The organism is Curvibacter lanceolatus ATCC 14669, assembly GCF_000381265.1.
Taxonomy (GTDB): Bacteria; Pseudomonadota; Gammaproteobacteria; order Burkholderiales; family Burkholderiaceae_C; genus Curvibacter; species Curvibacter lanceolatus.
Window position 1 is genome coordinate 377,623 of record NZ_KB906254.1, and the last position, 14,752, is coordinate 392,374.

The 14,752-nt window shown below is 60.1% G+C and carries 28 protein-coding genes; 24 read left to right on the forward strand and 4 right to left on the reverse strand.

The features are described from left to right. Positions 1-17 precede the first annotated feature (17 nt). Together F624_RS0106260 and F624_RS33940 are read right to left on the reverse strand one after the other, a co-directional pair. Positions 18-275: a hypothetical protein gene (locus F624_RS0106260; RefSeq protein WP_019573421.1), complete on the reverse strand. Its 258-nt coding sequence runs from the start codon at positions 273-275 to the stop codon at positions 18-20. 851 nt (positions 276-1,126) lie between these two features. Next, on the reverse strand, positions 1,127-1,318 hold the full coding sequence (locus F624_RS33940) for an Arc family DNA-binding protein (protein ID WP_157443349.1): 192 nt from the start codon (positions 1,316-1,318) through the stop codon (positions 1,127-1,129). A gap of 122 nt (positions 1,319-1,440) precedes the next feature. Here F624_RS33940 and F624_RS0106280 point away from each other — a divergent pair, with 122 nt between their 5' ends. The 3 genes from F624_RS0106280 (at position 1,441) to F624_RS0106285 (ending at position 3,540) form a co-directional block, all read left to right on the forward strand. After that, positions 1,441-1,692 carry a hypothetical protein gene (locus F624_RS0106280; RefSeq protein ID WP_157443350.1) on the forward strand — a complete coding sequence of 84 codons (252 nt, stop codon included), beginning with the start codon at positions 1,441-1,443 and terminating at the stop codon, positions 1,690-1,692. Positions 1,693-2,042: 350 nt separating this feature from the next. After that, positions 2,043-2,351, forward strand: coding sequence for a hypothetical protein (locus F624_RS34735; protein ID WP_157443351.1), 309 nt, complete (start codon positions 2,043-2,045; stop codon positions 2,349-2,351). 421 nt (positions 2,352-2,772) lie between these two features. Next, on the forward strand, positions 2,773-3,540 hold the full coding sequence (locus tag F624_RS0106285) for a BRO-N domain-containing protein (RefSeq protein ID WP_019573426.1): 768 nt from the start codon (positions 2,773-2,775) through the stop codon (positions 3,538-3,540). Between the two features lie 43 nt (positions 3,541-3,583). On the opposite strand, the gene F624_RS33945 is transcribed toward F624_RS0106285, so the two are convergent. Next, entirely contained in the window at positions 3,584-4,012 is a 429-nt protein-coding gene (locus tag F624_RS33945; RefSeq protein WP_019573427.1) for a helix-turn-helix domain-containing protein, read from the reverse strand. Positions 4,013-4,077: 65 nt separating this feature from the next. On the opposite strand from F624_RS33945, the gene F624_RS34740 reads away from it, so the two are divergent. After that, entirely contained in the window at positions 4,078-4,293 is a 216-nt protein-coding gene (locus F624_RS34740) for a helix-turn-helix domain-containing protein (RefSeq protein WP_157443352.1), read from the forward strand. Positions 4,294-4,352: 59 nt separating this feature from the next. Here F624_RS34740 and F624_RS0106295 read toward each other — a convergent pair whose 3' ends face one another. Beyond that, positions 4,353-4,634, reverse strand: coding sequence for a hypothetical protein (locus F624_RS0106295; RefSeq protein WP_019573428.1), 282 nt, complete (start codon positions 4,632-4,634; stop codon positions 4,353-4,355). Between the two features lie 37 nt (positions 4,635-4,671). On the opposite strand from F624_RS0106295, the gene F624_RS0106300 reads away from it, so the two are divergent. The 20 genes from F624_RS0106300 to F624_RS0106395 all read left to right on the forward strand — a co-directional run bounded on the left by F624_RS0106300 (position 4,672) and on the right by F624_RS0106395 (position 14,749). Further along, on the forward strand, positions 4,672-4,950 hold the full coding sequence (locus tag F624_RS0106300; protein ID WP_019573429.1) for a hypothetical protein: 279 nt from the start codon (positions 4,672-4,674) through the stop codon (positions 4,948-4,950). Next, positions 4,947-5,138 carry a hypothetical protein gene (locus tag F624_RS0106305; RefSeq protein ID WP_019573430.1) on the forward strand — a complete coding sequence of 64 codons (192 nt, stop codon included), beginning with the start codon at positions 4,947-4,949 and terminating at the stop codon, positions 5,136-5,138. The genes F624_RS0106300 and F624_RS0106305 overlap by 4 nt, the downstream gene beginning before the upstream one ends. 94 nt (positions 5,139-5,232) lie before the next feature. Further along, entirely contained in the window at positions 5,233-5,427 is a 195-nt protein-coding gene (locus F624_RS0106315) for a hypothetical protein (RefSeq protein ID WP_019573432.1), read from the forward strand. Next, entirely contained in the window at positions 5,427-5,699 is a 273-nt protein-coding gene (locus F624_RS0106320; RefSeq protein ID WP_019573433.1) for a hypothetical protein, read from the forward strand. Before F624_RS0106315 ends, F624_RS0106320 begins: the two co-directional genes overlap by 1 nt. Further along, positions 5,699-6,685: a hypothetical protein gene (locus tag F624_RS33280; RefSeq protein WP_019573434.1), complete on the forward strand. Its 987-nt coding sequence runs from the start codon at positions 5,699-5,701 to the stop codon at positions 6,683-6,685. The genes F624_RS0106320 and F624_RS33280 overlap by 1 nt, the downstream gene beginning before the upstream one ends. Next, positions 6,660-7,109: a hypothetical protein gene (locus F624_RS0106330; protein ID WP_157443353.1), complete on the forward strand. Its 450-nt coding sequence runs from the start codon at positions 6,660-6,662 to the stop codon at positions 7,107-7,109. Before F624_RS33280 ends, F624_RS0106330 begins: the two co-directional genes overlap by 26 nt. Then, the gene (locus F624_RS0106335) at positions 7,106-7,327 is read left to right on the forward strand and encodes a hypothetical protein (protein WP_019573436.1); all 222 of its coding nucleotides are present in this window, start codon (positions 7,106-7,108) and stop codon (positions 7,325-7,327) included. Before F624_RS0106330 ends, F624_RS0106335 begins: the two co-directional genes overlap by 4 nt. Before the next feature lie 428 nt (positions 7,328-7,755). Further along, on the forward strand, positions 7,756-8,127 hold the full coding sequence (locus F624_RS0106345) for a RusA family crossover junction endodeoxyribonuclease (protein ID WP_019573438.1): 372 nt from the start codon (positions 7,756-7,758) through the stop codon (positions 8,125-8,127). After that, complete coding sequence (locus tag F624_RS0106350) at positions 8,120-8,455, forward strand: hypothetical protein (RefSeq protein ID WP_031254270.1); 336 nt, start codon at positions 8,120-8,122, stop codon at positions 8,453-8,455. Before F624_RS0106345 ends, F624_RS0106350 begins: the two co-directional genes overlap by 8 nt. Continuing rightward, positions 8,452-8,862, forward strand: a complete 411-nt coding sequence (locus tag F624_RS0106355; protein ID WP_084679428.1) for a hypothetical protein — start codon at positions 8,452-8,454, stop codon at positions 8,860-8,862. Before F624_RS0106350 ends, F624_RS0106355 begins: the two co-directional genes overlap by 4 nt. Beyond that, on the forward strand, positions 8,859-9,317 hold the full coding sequence (locus F624_RS0106360) for a hypothetical protein (protein ID WP_019573441.1): 459 nt from the start codon (positions 8,859-8,861) through the stop codon (positions 9,315-9,317). Before F624_RS0106355 ends, F624_RS0106360 begins: the two co-directional genes overlap by 4 nt. Next, positions 9,314-10,030, forward strand: a complete 717-nt coding sequence (locus F624_RS0106365; protein WP_019573442.1) for a hypothetical protein — start codon at positions 9,314-9,316, stop codon at positions 10,028-10,030. The genes F624_RS0106360 and F624_RS0106365 overlap by 4 nt, the downstream gene beginning before the upstream one ends. Next, complete coding sequence (locus tag F624_RS0106370) at positions 10,027-10,446, forward strand: hypothetical protein (protein ID WP_019573443.1); 420 nt, start codon at positions 10,027-10,029, stop codon at positions 10,444-10,446. The genes F624_RS0106365 and F624_RS0106370 overlap by 4 nt, the downstream gene beginning before the upstream one ends. A 33-nt stretch (positions 10,447-10,479) precedes the next feature. Beyond that, positions 10,480-10,965, forward strand: a complete 486-nt coding sequence (locus F624_RS32250; RefSeq protein ID WP_019573444.1) for a hypothetical protein — start codon at positions 10,480-10,482, stop codon at positions 10,963-10,965. Positions 10,966-11,091: 126 nt separating this feature from the next. Further along, a complete protein-coding gene (locus tag F624_RS34745) occupies positions 11,092-11,265 on the forward strand; it encodes a UBA domain-containing protein (RefSeq protein WP_019573445.1) in 174 nt (57 codons plus the stop codon). A 4-nt stretch (positions 11,266-11,269) separates the two neighbouring features. After that, positions 11,270-11,671, forward strand: a complete 402-nt coding sequence (locus tag F624_RS33950) for a MucR family transcriptional regulator (RefSeq protein WP_084679429.1) — start codon at positions 11,270-11,272, stop codon at positions 11,669-11,671. 32 nt (positions 11,672-11,703) lie between these two features. Beyond that, positions 11,704-11,859, forward strand: a complete 156-nt coding sequence (locus tag F624_RS33955) for a helix-turn-helix domain-containing protein (RefSeq protein ID WP_245573574.1) — start codon at positions 11,704-11,706, stop codon at positions 11,857-11,859. Positions 11,860-11,947: 88 nt separating this feature from the next. Beyond that, the gene (locus F624_RS0106385) at positions 11,948-12,490 is read left to right on the forward strand and encodes a hypothetical protein (protein WP_019573446.1); all 543 of its coding nucleotides are present in this window, start codon (positions 11,948-11,950) and stop codon (positions 12,488-12,490) included. Between the two features lies 1 nt (position 12,491). Continuing rightward, the gene (locus F624_RS0106390) at positions 12,492-13,181 is read left to right on the forward strand and encodes a hypothetical protein (protein WP_019573447.1); all 690 of its coding nucleotides are present in this window, start codon (positions 12,492-12,494) and stop codon (positions 13,179-13,181) included. Beyond that, on the forward strand, positions 13,178-14,749 hold the full coding sequence (locus F624_RS0106395; protein WP_019573448.1) for a terminase family protein: 1,572 nt from the start codon (positions 13,178-13,180) through the stop codon (positions 14,747-14,749). The genes F624_RS0106390 and F624_RS0106395 overlap by 4 nt, the downstream gene beginning before the upstream one ends. Positions 14,750-14,752 lie beyond the last annotated feature (3 nt).

Consider the following 14,752-nt stretch of genomic DNA (forward strand, 5'->3'; position numbering starts at 1 on the left):
GTTGCCGATACGCATGGTCAGGCAACCAAAGCCAACTTACGCGCTGCGGTCTGCACAGCAGCACCGCGCCCACTGTTGGCGTTGTGCTTGGCCTCATGGTAGGCCGTGCCGTCCACCCATTCTTTCTGACCGGTGCCAGGGATCAGCACGTAGACGCCGACGGCTTCTCGGATGAACTTGAGCGGCTTCAGGATCTTGGCCGGGCCCAGCTTGGCATAGGCAGAGTCCTTGGCCTTCTTGATTGCACTGCGGGGATCGATCTTGGTTTTGGGCATTTTGGTAGCTCCAGGTGGTTAGAAAAACAAAAAGGCCCCTTGCGGAGCCACTTTGTTTCTCGCCCTGTTGCCAGGGCAGTCGGTCGTTTCTTGTCTTGGCCTCCCGGAATGCCTCACCGCCGTATTGAGCCCCAGCGGATGGACTTCGCAGTGCCTTGGTTCACGGATGCCTCCATCCGCGGCCCTATCTCGTTCGCGTTGCCTGATCCCATCCAGGGGCAGAGCGCTACTAGCCTTCGCACCGACAGCCTTTTGTTTCCCGAGAGCTGACCCCGAGGCCACTGTGTTTAACCAGCCGTGACGACTGGAAGAACGTGTCGGTGGCCGGTCGATCCCGTTTCACCCTTGCCGCTCGCTGTTGCGTTTGGCTTGGGTGAATTATCACGAACGTGTTCAATCAAGTCAACACGTTTGTGATTGGGTGTGAGAGAAAAGTTAAAAAATTTCTGATCGAACTAGGTCGAGGCATTCGCGAGCCAGGTCGGCGGCATGAAGAAGGTAGGACTCGCGGACTGGGGCGGCCAAGCTATGAAAGGAGGCGCCCGATTCGGTTGTGGTGTGCTGCAGCATGGCCTCCAGCGCGGAGAGCTTCCTGGTCAGCGTATCGGCGGTGTCAGGGTTCACAAGCCCCCCAATATCGGTTGGCTGAGCTTGTTGGGGGCGGAGGTTGGCAGGCCTGTGGTGCGGCTCGGCCGGCTGTGACAAGCCGGATCGATGATCAACATTTGAATCCCTGATGGTTGTATGAGGAACCATTTTTACAAGATGTCACAAGACCAAGCGCCCGAATCGGTCAAAAAAAGTGGTTCATTTTTTCAAACACGACTGCGTGATAAATTGTCACAATGGGATCATTTCGGTTGCTTGGTAGCACTTTCCAATCTGGTCCGTTTTTGGGCTTCATTGGCAATGCTTTGCTCAAGGCGAAACCAAATTTCCGCATTGAGGCTTCGCTTGTTTTTGTCGGCTTCTACCTGCAGATGATCAATCAATTCGGAGGGGATTCGGATTGATCTTGCGGTGAGTTTGGGGGCTTCTTTCATGGTCACCTCGATGAACCAAAGCGGTTCATTCTGATGACTGTAAACCAGCGCATGGCACCCAGGCAACACGAGGTTTAGATTCAACCTTGCTGGTTTAAGATGAACCGATGCGAGATCTCCAGATGAAAGTGCGCCTGACCGAGGCAGAAAAAGCGCGCCTTGAAGAGGCTTGCAAGGTCAGCGGTCGCTCAATGAGCTCCGAAATCGTCACGAGGGCCATGCTTACCTTCACCCTGGAGGATGCGGCCAAGGAAGGATTTACTAGGCCCCTGGGCCTGGCCAAGGCCGAGATTGTTAAGATCGTGGACGAAAGACTGCGGCGATTGGGGGCGGGGCGGCTGGCAGAGAGTGAAGGCCACGAACCCCAGGAATAAATCCCCCTCGCAAGTGAAAGGGGGATTCAATGAAGATCTTTTGGGGTGCCGCTTTGTTGGCAGTCTCCTGCCTAGCAAGGGCTGATGACTATAGTTCTTGTCTCATTGGCAATCTGTCTGGAGTTCAGAGCCAGCCAGCGCACTTGGCGGCCGTTCGGGTCTGCTTAGAGAGGTTTCCTGGCGGTTTCTATCAGGCCACAAAGGGTCTCGGTAGGGGGCTGCCGCTACTTACGCCGACATCCGATGAATGCACCGTTAAAAACGCAAAGTCAACGCTTTTTTCTGCTTCGGCCGCTTTGATTTCATCGGCATGCAAGTGTCTCTACGAGCCGGCTAGGTACAAGGGTGAGATGTGCGCCTATCCGCCTTTGGATTTAACCCACCAATTTACTCTAGAAACCGATAGGGCTTCCGATTCGCCAGGAAAGCCTGGTGGGTTGCCCTTTGCAAAAGAATCCGCGCAGGAAACACTTCAACGGTATGCTGATGGTGTCATCAAGCAATACCCATTCCTAGATCGCCCTGAGTACACCAAGGTGGTCAGCCTGATCGTTGCCGAAAGAGATCGACTGATGGCTCAAGGCGTGCCTGCACCCCAGGCGCTGCAGCGTGCCGCCGATGCGATAGCGCCGCAGTTTGATCCAGAAAAAAAGCGCTGAAACAGCTGATCCGAATTCACCGCCCGCTCAACGCGGGTTTTTCATTTTCGCGTCCTGGTTTGCAAGGTTCATTTTTGCGATATACAATCGCGGGCTTTTTGTTTTGGCCCAACTGAAAAACATCAATTAAATCAACAAGTTGCGCTTAACTTTTAATTGAATTTTTTTGTGGAAATAGGCTGACAAACACCCATTGACTCTGCTACATTCGCCACCGACCGCCTGACACATAACCAGTGTCCACATCGGCCAAGCCAAACAAAAAGCCACCAGACCCGCAAGGGCTTGGTGGCTTGGAGTTGGCTTTCGCCGCTTTGCTGGACCTTCTTCGCGGGACGACCAGCAGAGCTTCTGTAGTTACAGCCAGTGATTGTAGCGCGAGCAGCGCCATCGCCAAGCTGTTCGTTTGAACAGGACTTTTATGGGACAACTCATCCCCTTCAGTTTCGACAACAAGACCATCCGTGTGATCGCAGATGAACGCGGGGAACCGCTCTTCGTCGGCAAAGACATCTGCGATGCGCTTGGATATGCCAACCACAACGACGCCTTTACCCGGCATTGCAAGGGGGTCGTGAAACGCTACCCCCTTCAGACTGCCGGCGGTTTGCAAGAGGTGCGCGTTCTCACCGAGGGAGACATGTTCCGCCTAGTGGTCAACAGCACCCTTCCTGCCGCCGAGGCCTTTGAACGCATGGTCTTTGACGAGATCCTGCCGACGATCCGCCGCACGGGTGGCTACGGCCAGGCCCAGCAGAGCAATCCGATCGCTCGCGTGATCGAGGCGGCAGGTGCCTTTGACCCCCTGATGAAGATCGCCCTGGCAATCGGCTGTGACCAGAACACTGCGGCCATCTCAGCGAACCAGGCCATCGCCAAGCTGACCCACGTCAACCTGCTGGAGACCATCGACAAGACCCATCTTGTCGCACCGAACCAGGAGGCTGTCTACCTGACCCCCACCGAAATTGGTAAGCAGGTTGGCATCAGCAATCAGAAGGTCAATGCCAAGCTTGCCCAGCTCGGGCTGCAGATCAAGGTCGGAGGCCATTGGCTTCCTACGCCGGCAGGACGCGAGTTTGCCCGAACCCTCGACACCGGCAAGCGGCATCATGATGGAACACCAGTCCAGCAGGTAAAGTGGGCATCGACCGTGATCGACCTGATCGCAACGGCTCAAGCCGCGTAACTCGCAACTCAGCCATCGCCAAGCCCGCCCTGAGCGGGCTTTTTTATGAGTCCGATTGATTCCCGAGGTGCTGACTGGCGGAAATCAGTGCTTCAAGCGTTTTGGCGGCATCGGCTGAGCTCATAGTGCCGGCGGCCCACTTCCCGAGGGTGGCGCGGCCAGCCGCCTGAATTTCTGGCGTCATTTTTGCCAGGTGCATATCCAAGGCCCCCAGGCTTTGCAGCATGCTTGGCGAGTCTTCCTGCTGGCTGGGCGCCTCATTGCCACTTCGCGGTGGCGCGCCCGTTTTTAGCCAGTCAGGGCTTACCCCCAGAGCTCTTGCAATGCTGAGCAGCTCGCGGGGCTCATCTCGTATTCCGGACTCCACATTCCCAATGGTGCCCTGGCTCACGCCGGCGGCAGACGCAAGCACGCCTTGAGACCAACCTTTGGCCTTGCGTGCTTCCCTCATGCGTGAACCGATCGTTTCCATATTTGCTATCTTGACAACACGATGGTGTTTGCAAATCAATCACGAACGTGATAAATTGCGGCTCCATGAACATACTCGACACCGCAATCCAAGCCGAAGGGGGCGTTGGCAATCTCGCCAAAGCCTTGGGTATCGGTCAATCGAACGTCAGTAACTGGCGTGGGCGCGGCATCCCCCGTGGGTGGCAAACCGTGCTGCTTGACCGATACGGACCCAACAAGACCCAGGCGGCCGATGGGAAGAAGCGCCGGGCCAGAACTCAACAAACGATCGGGGCCTGAGATGGCATCTCTCGCAATCCTCATGCCTGGCGCCCATCGGCTGGTCAGCTTTACCCAGCTCACAAGCCCATTGCTCGAAGCATCAGCTCGGTCACTTCCCGTGTCTCGTCGCCCATCAGCTGAGACAGGGCTGCCGACACCCCTGGTGCGGTTGCTTTCTCTGCTCGATCGCGCCGGCCCTGGGCCCACTGTTCCAGAAACACCGATCCGCCTGGAGTTGTCGCCAGCTGAAGTGCGAGCTCTTGGGCTGCCTGCAGGTGGATCTTCGAAGCGAGCTCTCTCCTGATGTTCGCCATCAATTCTTCCGTCAATGGCGCCGTGGGCTTGATTGCCAGATCCATGAGCGTTTCCTTTTCCTTTTTTCCCAGTGAGGCCTGAATGAGTCACTCCGACCAAAGCCAAACCCCTGCTGGATTCTTTGCCAGAGGCGACCGCGCCACGGCTCAATCCAACGCCGAATTGCGTCAGCAGGTGCCCGTTGAGCTGCTTCAGATCTTTGATGCAGTCTCGATCGCCCGAAACATGCCCCGGCACGAACTCGTGCACCAAGTCTTGGCGAAGCAGGCTGATCAATGGATGCATGAGTCAACTTTGCTTCAGCGAGTCACGCGGGGCAATCCGGCGTTCTCGGAAGCCGATGGAGGTGACCGCGCATGAGCCTCATCTACCCGCACAACCTCTCGGTTGAGGCCATGGCCCAGCGCGATGCCCTTGATGCCCACCACGGCCATGCCGTGAGCAACCCTTACCCCGTTTGCCATCCAGACCACCACGTCTGGCAGGCCGCCTTCAATTCCCGCCTGCTGGAGTTGGGGCATGCACAACTTGTCGCGGAGGCCGCATGAAGCTGTATTGGCAATCCCCGATGTTCTTCCGCCGTGGCGGCCTGTTCCTCAAGGTGGGCAACAAGCGCATGCGCCTCATTCCATGGGGGCCGGTATGAACGCCTTCGTCCGCTCCGACAAGCCCAGCGTCATGAACAACAGCCAGACCCGCAAGCGCGAAGCCTGCATCCGGCTGCACCTGGGCCGGCCCGACTACCTCAAGCCGAAGAACGCCGGGAATTTTTCAATTGACCCGAACCCCCAGGCCACGGTCGACAAGCGCCGCGCGCTGGTTTACGGAGGCATCTGATGCCGCACCTCAACGCCTTCCAGTTGGTGCACCCCCGTGGGCCAGATGCCCCCGCCGCCATCCCGCTGAATCCGAATGGCCTTGGCCGATCTGTCGACCAGTTGACCCTCGATGGGTCGCTGATCAAGACCTGGCCAACGCTGATGACGGCCGCGCGCTCCATCTCGCCCACGGCGCCCCGGTCCTACCTGGGCGGTATCAGCAACTGCGTGCGCGGTGTCTCTCTCACTGCCCACGGGTTCAAGTGGCGCTATGCCGAAAGGAAGTCCTGATGGCCGGAATGGACTGGTTTCGCTGGCACCACGGATCCGTCACGGATCCCAAGTTTCAGTTGATTGCCAAAAAGACAAATAGCAATGCCGCCGAGGTCATCGCCGTGTGGGCCGTGTTCCTTGAAGCGGCCAGCCAGTCGGAGGAGCGCGGACGCCTCGGCAAAGTTGACTTTGAAGCAATCGACTGCCTTCTGGGCCTGGATGAAGGCCAAACCGATCGGATCCACGCAGCAATGACAGAACGCGGCCTGCTGGAGTGCGGCCTGATCTCCCGCTGGGAAAAGCGCCAACCAAAGCGCGAGCGCGAGGACAACACCAGCACTGAGCGCTCTCGCAACAGCCGTGCGCGCAAGTCAGCCATGGAGGCATGCAACACCGAAGCGCAGATCGCATCGGCCGAAGCCGCCAGCTCCGCAGAAGCATCACCATCCGATGCAAGCAACACCGATGCAACGCCATGCAACGCCACGCAACACCAAAACCAGCATGGCAGCACCAGCACCAACCAGGAAACACCTAGAGAAGAGAAGAGTAGAGAAGAAGAGATAAGGGAAACAAAGGAAGGGAGTGCTACACGCAAGCGTTCCGCACCACCTCCTGCACGACCCGACGATGTGACCGAGCAGGTTTGGGCCGACTGGATGGCGCTTCGCAAGGCCAAACGAGCGCCGGTGAGCGAAACCGTTTTGTCCGGCGCCAGGTCCGAGGCCACCAAGGCTTTTCTCTCGCTCGACCGATTTTTGGCGATCTGGTGCACGCGTGGCAGCCAGGGCCTGCAGGCCGACTGGCTTCGGCCTGAGGAATGTGGTCGACCCGTGGCAAGTCAGCAAAGACCAGTTGCTGCCGAGCCGGCTTGGAGGACCGAGCAGCGCCTGCGAATGCAGCAAGCAGCCCCGGGCGTCGCAGCGCGCCCCATGACCCAACCCCAACAACCCGATTTCATTGACGTGGAGGCCCATGATGCCCATGCCGCTCGCTTGGCTTGACCGAATTTTTGACAAGTTGACCGTGACCTACGGATCGGCATTCTTGGATCGTTGGCGTGATGTGGACATCGCCAAAGTGAAAACCGATTGGCTCGATGTGCTTGATGGCATGGAAAAGCACCCAGAAGCAATCGCCTTTGCGTTGCAGAACCTGACCGAGAAGCCTCCCACCGTCATTGAGTTTCGAAACCTGTGCCGCCGTGCGCCGATGCCCGAGGCTCCTCGCCTTGAGGCGCCGAAGGCTGATCCCGAACGTATCAAGGCCGAAATCGCCAAGCTGGGCCCAGTGCGCGAAGCTGTCATCCGCACCGGAGGTGCCGATCCAAAAGCCTGGGCGAAGCGCCTGATGGACCGCCACAACGCTGGTGAGAAGCTGAACCCCATCCAGATTCGATTTGCCCGCGAAGCGTTGGAGCCAGCATGAGCCCGAACCAAACCCCGACCGCGCGCCAGATCTGCACCGGCTTGGTCAACGCCCAATTTCAGGCCCAGCAGCACGCTATCTGGCTTCGGACCGCCCAAGGTATTGATGCCGATGTGATCGGCCGCTCTGCGAATGCCTGGATTCAAATTCGGGCCGATTTGCAGGCTGCCCTGGCCCGGAATTGCGCCGCCAACGATTCTTTGCTGGGGGTCATGTGACATGCCTGACCTGCAAAAACTGGGCTCCAAAGGAGTCCCCGCCAATGGCTCGACAGGGCTTTGCGCGCTGCACGCTGGGCCCGGCCTGGCGCTTTCTCCCGACCGACGCGGTTTGCAAGAAGCAGGCCCCGTTACCACCCGCCCAGGAATCTGCCCGCGTTCGGTGGGCCGCCGGGTTGTTCAAAGAACCAAAGAGCAATGGGGGCTGAAATGAAGCGAACTGTGTTCCCGAAAGAGATCCAGTGCGACGGCAAGCACCGGTTTGACAACCGAGGCATGGCCGCCAAGGTGGCCAAGCGCCGCCGCCGTGGTGACGACACCCGCCTGGAGGCGTATTCATGCGCCCACTGCGGCGGCTGGCACCTGGGTCACACTGCGTCCCACTTGCCGAAGTCGGCAACGCTGCTGCGTGGCGGGAGGCCCCGGGCATGAGCGCGCTGACCATCTCCCTGCCGTGGCCTGACCCGGCCCTGAGCCCGAACCGCAAGAACGGCAAGCACTGGACCGCGGTGCACGACATCAAGACCCGGGCCAAGACCGATGCGCATTACCTGACCATGGCCGCCATGGCTGAGCAAGGCCTGCCCGAGTTCGCGCCGCAGATCCCGCTGACCCTGACGTTTCACACGCCCGACCGCCGCGCGCGGGATGCCGACAACCTGCTGGCCGCATCCAAACCCCTGCTGGATGGCATGGCCGGGGCCCTGGGCGTGGATGACAGCCGATTCGAGCCCATCGTGATCCGCCGGGTGGCTGGCAAGCGACCGGGCGCCCTGGTGGTGGAGGTGGGCCATGTCTGACGATCAGATCGACCCGACATCAGCAGTCGAATACATGCTGCGCACGGCCTCGCGCCATGCCAAGGCCAAGGCCGAGCGCGTCTACCTGGAGCAATTCAGGAAGTCCAAGAAGGCCATCCTGATGAACGACTGCCAGGAGAAAACGGCCGCCGCCAAGGAGCAGTACGCCTACTCGCACCCGGACTACCTGCAGCTGCTGGACGGCTTGCGCGTGGCCGTTGAGTCCGAGGAAACCCTGCGCTGGAAGATGGTGGCCGCCCAGGCCAAGGTCGAAATCTGGAGAACCCAGAGCGCGAACAACCGTGGCGTGGATCGGGCTGCAGCATGACCGCCAAGAAATGCCTTTTTTGTGGCGCTGCTGCCAGCCTTTTGTGCGACAGCTGGATTGGCTGGGAACGCAAGCGCGGCGAGCTGGCCAAGGAAGCGCCCAACCTTCTGACCGTGCCGTCTTACCTGGTGCCGATCAAGTACCGGACCCGACATACTTGTGACGCGCAGCTGTGCAGCGCTTGCGCGGTGCCGGGTGGAAAGTTTCACGCGACGACGAGTTACGGAGTCTTCTTTGACTCCTACGACTATTGCCCAGGCCATTCGCGCGGCAACCTCCGGCGCGAAATCTCCGGCCTGCAAGCCCAGGCCATCCGTACCGAATGGAAAGCTCAGGTCCGGGCCAGTCAAGAGCGTGCCAAGCCAACCAATCCCCAGATGGGTCTTTTCACAGGGCTGATGGCATGAAGCGCACCCCCATGAAGCGCACCGCCTGGCCGCGCAAGATCTACACCCCGCCGCCGGCACCGGCCCCAGTCCCGGGCCGCCTGGTGAAGATGGCCGCAATCAACGACGAGCCGCCGACCGCCCGGGTCGACAAAGAGGAAGCCATCCAGCACCAGGGCTACATGCGCCTGGTTCGCTTGCTGCCCTGCGCCCACTGCGGAATCGAGGGATACACCCAGTTCTGCCACACGGACATGGGCAAGGGCATGGGCCTGAAGACCGACTGCCGCCTGGGCTGGCCGGGCTGCGGGCCCCAGGACGGAAAACCCGGATGCCACCACCTGCTGGGCACCTCTGGCCGCCTGGGCCGCGAAGAGCGACGCCGCCTGGAGGCCGAATACGCCGCCCGCACCCGCCAAAAGATCAACGACCTGGGCCTATGGCCCAAGAACCTGCCCCAGTGGAGTGAGAAATGAGAGAGTACATCCGCGAATCAATCCTGGAACGCCTCGCCGCCGGCCCGGTGATGTATGCAGACCTTGCCGAAAGCAGAAACCGCGACTGCCGAGCACGATTCGGCCAGGTTTTCAACAGCTTGCGGGCCGATGGCCTCATAAAAAAGGTATGGATTGGCCAGTACCCGCACTGGGCCTTGGCTTCAGGTGTCGACGAAAACGAAGTGTTGATCCGCCGGATTGAAGAAAACAGCCGCCAGGACTCGGAAGGCTGCATCAACTGGCTTGGCTACGTCGATCCGAGGCGAGGTCCAATGATCCGCGTGGACCAGAAACCCCAATCAATCCGGCGCCTCCTTTGGGCAATGAACGGGCGGGAAGTGGACTATCAGACCACAATCCGCTGCTCCTGCGAAAACGAGGCCTGCATCAACCTCAAGCATCTCAAAAAGGGCTCTCGCAAAGACAAGGCCATTGGGCGCAAATACTCAATCGTTCACCGCAAAAAGCTGGCAGATGCACAGCGCGCGAACGGGAAAGCCAAACTGACGATGGAGCAAGCCCGCGAAGTCAGGGCCAGCGCCGAGACAAACCGAACCCTGGCAGTCAGGTTTGGCGTTTCCGAGGCCTTGATCAGCGGGATCCGCCGTGACAAATCGTACAAAGAGTTCCACGCCGGGCTATTCCCTGGCCAACAGCCAGCCAACAATCCACATCAGCAGGTGGCCGCATGAACATCTTTGCACTGGTCAATCGCGGCGTGCGCCTCTCCGGTGGCAATGAGGTCGACCGCCAGATCGAGAAGGCCCGCCAAGCGTGGCTAGACAAGCTCCTGATTGACGAAATCCGCGCCTGGGGCAGCGTCCAAGAGGAAGACATGGGCGCACTGACCGGCCTCCTGACTCTGCTGACGCTGGCCGGCATGGCTCACGCCCACGATGCCGGCACCGTGGAAACACCGCAGGTCCGGATCATCCGTGGCGCGATCAGCGCCGCCGAGCAGTGTGGCGCAGCCGGATCGGTCATCACCGCCGAGCACGCCCGCGCATTCAGCGCTGCTTGCACGCATGCTCGAGCCGCCATCAAGGATGCTTCGCCGGCCGCCATCCAGCACGCCGCCCTGTACCTCCACAACCTGGCCCACCAATGACCCAACATGCCCAACCAAAAAAGGACTGAACTGATGGACAACACCACCAAAAAAGCCCCGAGCACGGGCCAGATCATCATCAGCGCGATCGAGAACCTGCACGCCGAAGGCCAGGTCATCACCCATGACACCATTGCCGCCGCCACGGGCTTCAAGCTCACAATCGTGAACGACCACGTAGCGCGCCTGCTGGATGACGGCAAGATCCACCGGGTGGCCCGCGGTGTGTTCGTGCCCGCCCTGGCAGCCCCGCCGGCCCGCCCCATCAGCGCCACGATCCTGACCGGCGGCATGGTCAAGCTCGAAATCGGGGACATCTGCCTGGACCTCTGGCCCGAGGAGGCCCGCGCGCTGGGGGCTTTGACGGCCGGGCAATTCGTCCGCTTCGCCAACATCCAAGACCGCACCGAGACTCAGGCGATGGTCACAGAGATGGCCATGGAGATGAAGAAGATGCGCCGGGAAATCGCCGCGCTCAAGCAAGAGCCGGATCCTGATCAGATTGCGCTGACGCTGTAGCCACAAGCCTGCCACTGCAGCGGGCTTTTTTCATGGGACTACAAAAAGTTCTTGCAATAGTTCAGTTACTACACTACATTACACCCATGGACAGCGCGGTGCGGTCCGGAAAATGGGAGAGATCAAATGTTCACAGCACAAAACACCAACGGCTTCAACGCAGCAGAACTTGCCCTGATGAACGAAGCTGTCAGCGCCCTCATGGCCCAGGGCTGGGACGAGAAGGACGCCAGCGATCTGGTCAACAACAATTTCCAAGATGGCGCAGATAACACCGTCGAAACCCTGACGCGCCATTGAACCAATGCCGAAGATTGATTGCAGGGTGTGCGGCAAAAAATTCCATTTCCTGCCCACGCACCTGAATCGAACTCACGGAATCTCTGCCGATGAATATCGGCTCGAATTCAAGATCCCCGCTGGGCAGCCGCTGTGTAGCCCAGAGTACAGCGCAGCACATCAGGAAAAAATTCGGAGAATGCAAGCCAACGGGGCGATTTCTTACGATCATTTGCCTGCTGCCACTGAGGCGGCCAAAAGCCGGCCCCGTGTTGAACGGGTGGACCTGGCAAAGCAGGCCGAGCGCGCACGGATGATTCCCCGACAACAATTCCAGCCAGGCGAAAAGCGGGCTGATGGCCGCGATGCTGATCGAGCGAGGGAATATCAGCGGGCATGGCGGGCCAAGCAGAAAGCAAAAAAATGACCTCTGACGACCTCCGAGCATGGCAGGCCCACATGGGCTACACATACGAAACGGCCGCAGCCGCACTGGGGATCAGCCGAAGTGGATACGCCAAGCTCATATCAGGCGAAAGCCCCATAGACCTGCGCACGGCCCTTGCCTGTGCTGCCATTGTGAAAAAGATCCCGCCCTGGCCACACACCAAGTGACCTGACCGAAGCCCACCGATGCGTGGGCTTTTTTCATCCCCCCTCTGGGGTTCGCTCGAAACGGGCTGAATCGGAATGATCCTGGTCTATGAGTGCACCAGATCAAACCCAATCCATTCTCAAAACTCTCAATATTGATGAGCTGGAGAAAAAGAGCGCGGAATTGCTCGCGTCTGGGCAGCACGACCACTTCGTCGAATCAGACATCGTTCAAGCTTTCCGGGAAAGCATCTCGTGCGGCATCTTTGATGAACGGTTGCGCATGGGTGCCGCCGATACGGTGGTGTACGAGATGCCTTTCAAGTTCGGGCGCGCGGACATCGTGATTTTCCACATTGACGGCAGCGCTACTGTCATTGAAGTCAAGGATGGCGCAAAAGGCTACAAGCATGTTGTTTCCGGCATAGGACAGGCTGGGCTATATGCGGCCCAGTTGGCAATGAGCCAAGGCGCCATCAAAAGGGTGCGGAAATGCTTGTTGTGGACATCGGCAGGCAGCTGCGAGGTGGATGGAGTCATTGAGATCACCTGCGAGCAGGCCAGCGTGATTGCATTGCCATGGCAATCGACGGCAAGTCTTGCTGCCACACGCAAGGCCATTATTCAGATGATCCTGGGCGAGGTGCGCTGACATGGCCGCGCCCAAAAAGATCGACTACGAGCGCATTGAGCCAGACTGGCGCGCCGGCATCAAAAGCCCGGCCCAGATGGCCGCCGAGTACACCGAAGAGACCGGCGTCAGCGTTTCTCATGCAGCAATCATCAAGCACTTCCGCAAGTTGGGCGTGCCCCGCGATCTGACTGCCAAGGTTCAGGCGAAAGCCGAATCCATGGTTATGCAGGCCATGGTTACTGGCAAGGTTACTGCAGAAACCACCGTCAAGGATTCGGTGATCATTGCCCGCGGCGCCGAGGATGTTGCGAACGTCAGGATCACGCACCGCCAGGACATCAACAAGGCCAGAGGGCTGGTCATGGCGATGTTTGACGAATTGGGCGCAGAGATGGGCGTGTTGCCTGACCTGCTCGAGCTGGGTGAAATCATGCGCCGCCCTGACAAGAATGGCGTCGACAAGCTCAATGATCTGTACAACAAGATCATCAGCCTCCCCGGCCGGGTGGATTCTGGGAAGAAGCTCACCGAAGCACTCAAGAACCTGATCGGCCTGGAACGCGAGGCCTACGGGCTCAGCGTGGAGAAGGAAGGCGAGAGCCAGCCAGGCGGCAAGTTCTACCGCTCAAGCCAGGTTCTGACCGATGCCGAGCGGGCTGTGCGCCTGCATGCGCTGCTGAACAAACAGCCGGGTGCTGACGCGAAATGACCGTTGCAGCCCCGAGCACGGATGTGCTGCTCTCGCGGATCAAAGAGATGACGGCCGAGGAAAAGGCCGCACTCGATGAGCTGATCCTGACCGAGGACGCACCCCTGTGGCTGCCCCAGCCCGGGCCGCAGACCGCTGCCTACGAAACAAAGGCCGACATCGTTTTCTACGGTGGCGCGGCCGGCGGCGGAAAAACAGACCTGCTGCTGGGCCTGTGCCTGACCAGCCAAGAGCACAGCATCATTTTCCGGCGCGAGGCGGTGCAACTCACAGGCATCGAAGAGCGGATGATGCGCATCCTTGGCTCGCGCAAGGGCTACAACTCGCAGGATGGCCTTTGGCGCCTGCCGGGCGACCGCGTGATGGAGTTGGGCAGCGTCAAAGAGCCCAACGACTGGATGAAGTACCAAGGCCGGGCCCACGATCTCAAGGGCTTTGATGAAATCTGCCACTTCACCGAAACCCAGTTCCGCACGCTGATCGGCTGGCTGCGCTCTGACAAGCCGCACCTCCGGCAGCGGGTGGTCTGCGCCGGCAATCCTCCCACAAGCGCCGAGGGCGAATGGGTGAAGCGCTACTGGGCCGCCTGGCTCGACCCGCAGCACCCGAAGCCGGCCAAGCCCGGCGAGCTGCGCTGGTACGTCACGGACGAGAAGGGCGAAGACCTGGAGGTGGCCGATTCTGAGCCGGTCATGGTGGGCAATGAGCTGGTGAAGCCGCTCAGCCGCACGTTCATCCCGTCCAGCGTCTCCGACAACCTGTTTCTGAGCAGCACCGGATACCGCGCGAAGCTGCAGGCCCTGCCTGAGCCCCTGCGCTCGCAGATGCTCAAGGGCGACTTCAACGCCGGCGCGGCTGATCCTGCTTGGCAGATGATCCCGACCGAGTGGGTCAAGGCTGCCATGGCGCGCTGGACCGAGCGCGTGGAGAAGGGCCCCATGACCTGCATGGGCCTCGACCCAGCCCGGGGCGGCCTGGACAAGAGCAGCGCGGCCCGGCGCCACGGCAACTGGTTCGACAAGATCGAATCCATGCCCGGCGCTGTCACGTCCGATGGCCCCAAGGCTGCCGCCTTTGCCGCCGGCCTGGTGCGCGATGGCGCCGTCATCTGCGTGGATGCGATCGGAATCGGCTCCAGCGCCCTGGATTTCATCAAGGGCCTGGGCCTGAACGTGTTCCCGGTCATCAACTCGGAATCGTCCGACTCCCTGGACAAGGCCGGGCAGCTGCACTTCCGCAACCTGCGCGCCGAGGCGTATTGGCGCCTGCGTGAGGCCCTGGACCCGACCAACCCCAATCCCATCTACCTGCCCAACGACCGCGAGCTGCTGGGTGACCTCACTGCCGTTCGCTACAAGGTCGTGACCATGGGCGACAAGTCCGCCATCCAGGCCCGCAGCAAGGACGATATCCGCGAACTGCTGGGCCGCAGCCCTGACAAGGGCGATGCCGTGGCCATGACCTTCATCGACGCAGTGCCCAAGCCAGCCCAGGACAAGAAGAAGACCAGTTGGCGCGACCGCCTGCGCTCCCGCGGCACAAACAGAGGATCGGCCCAGGCCGCATAACCC

Coding starts and splice junctions, on each gene's coding strand:
- F624_RS0106260 (WP_019573421.1), bottom strand. CDS start 275: ATGCCCAAAACCAAGATCGATCCCCGCAGTGCAATCAAGAAGGCCAAG.
- F624_RS33940 (WP_157443349.1), bottom strand. CDS start 1,318: ATGAAAGAAGCCCCCAAACTCACCGCAAGATCAATCCGAATCCCCTCC.
- F624_RS0106280 (WP_157443350.1), top strand. CDS start 1,441: ATGAAAGTGCGCCTGACCGAGGCAGAAAAAGCGCGCCTTGAAGAGGCT.
- F624_RS34735 (WP_157443351.1), top strand. CDS start 2,043: ATGTGCGCCTATCCGCCTTTGGATTTAACCCACCAATTTACTCTAGAA.
- F624_RS0106285 (WP_019573426.1), top strand. CDS start 2,773: ATGGGACAACTCATCCCCTTCAGTTTCGACAACAAGACCATCCGTGTG.
- F624_RS33945 (WP_019573427.1), bottom strand. CDS start 4,012: ATGGAAACGATCGGTTCACGCATGAGGGAAGCACGCAAGGCCAAAGGT.
- F624_RS34740 (WP_157443352.1), top strand. CDS start 4,078: ATGAACATACTCGACACCGCAATCCAAGCCGAAGGGGGCGTTGGCAAT.
- F624_RS0106295 (WP_019573428.1), bottom strand. CDS start 4,634: ATGGATCTGGCAATCAAGCCCACGGCGCCATTGACGGAAGAATTGATG.
- F624_RS0106300 (WP_019573429.1), top strand. CDS start 4,672: ATGAGTCACTCCGACCAAAGCCAAACCCCTGCTGGATTCTTTGCCAGA.
- F624_RS0106305 (WP_019573430.1), top strand. CDS start 4,947: ATGAGCCTCATCTACCCGCACAACCTCTCGGTTGAGGCCATGGCCCAG.
- F624_RS0106315 (WP_019573432.1), top strand. CDS start 5,233: ATGAACGCCTTCGTCCGCTCCGACAAGCCCAGCGTCATGAACAACAGC.
- F624_RS0106320 (WP_019573433.1), top strand. CDS start 5,427: ATGCCGCACCTCAACGCCTTCCAGTTGGTGCACCCCCGTGGGCCAGAT.
- F624_RS33280 (WP_019573434.1), top strand. CDS start 5,699: ATGGCCGGAATGGACTGGTTTCGCTGGCACCACGGATCCGTCACGGAT.
- F624_RS0106330 (WP_157443353.1), top strand. CDS start 6,660: ATGCCCATGCCGCTCGCTTGGCTTGACCGAATTTTTGACAAGTTGACC.
- F624_RS0106335 (WP_019573436.1), top strand. CDS start 7,106: ATGAGCCCGAACCAAACCCCGACCGCGCGCCAGATCTGCACCGGCTTG.
- F624_RS0106345 (WP_019573438.1), top strand. CDS start 7,756: ATGAGCGCGCTGACCATCTCCCTGCCGTGGCCTGACCCGGCCCTGAGC.
- F624_RS0106350 (WP_031254270.1), top strand. CDS start 8,120: ATGTCTGACGATCAGATCGACCCGACATCAGCAGTCGAATACATGCTG.
- F624_RS0106355 (WP_084679428.1), top strand. CDS start 8,452: ATGACCGCCAAGAAATGCCTTTTTTGTGGCGCTGCTGCCAGCCTTTTG.
- F624_RS0106360 (WP_019573441.1), top strand. CDS start 8,859: ATGAAGCGCACCCCCATGAAGCGCACCGCCTGGCCGCGCAAGATCTAC.
- F624_RS0106365 (WP_019573442.1), top strand. CDS start 9,314: ATGAGAGAGTACATCCGCGAATCAATCCTGGAACGCCTCGCCGCCGGC.
- F624_RS0106370 (WP_019573443.1), top strand. CDS start 10,027: ATGAACATCTTTGCACTGGTCAATCGCGGCGTGCGCCTCTCCGGTGGC.
- F624_RS32250 (WP_019573444.1), top strand. CDS start 10,480: ATGGACAACACCACCAAAAAAGCCCCGAGCACGGGCCAGATCATCATC.
- F624_RS34745 (WP_019573445.1), top strand. CDS start 11,092: ATGTTCACAGCACAAAACACCAACGGCTTCAACGCAGCAGAACTTGCC.
- F624_RS33950 (WP_084679429.1), top strand. CDS start 11,270: ATGCCGAAGATTGATTGCAGGGTGTGCGGCAAAAAATTCCATTTCCTG.
- F624_RS33955 (WP_245573574.1), top strand. CDS start 11,704: ATGGGCTACACATACGAAACGGCCGCAGCCGCACTGGGGATCAGCCGA.
- F624_RS0106385 (WP_019573446.1), top strand. CDS start 11,948: ATGAGTGCACCAGATCAAACCCAATCCATTCTCAAAACTCTCAATATT.
- F624_RS0106390 (WP_019573447.1), top strand. CDS start 12,492: ATGGCCGCGCCCAAAAAGATCGACTACGAGCGCATTGAGCCAGACTGG.
- F624_RS0106395 (WP_019573448.1), top strand. CDS start 13,178: ATGACCGTTGCAGCCCCGAGCACGGATGTGCTGCTCTCGCGGATCAAA.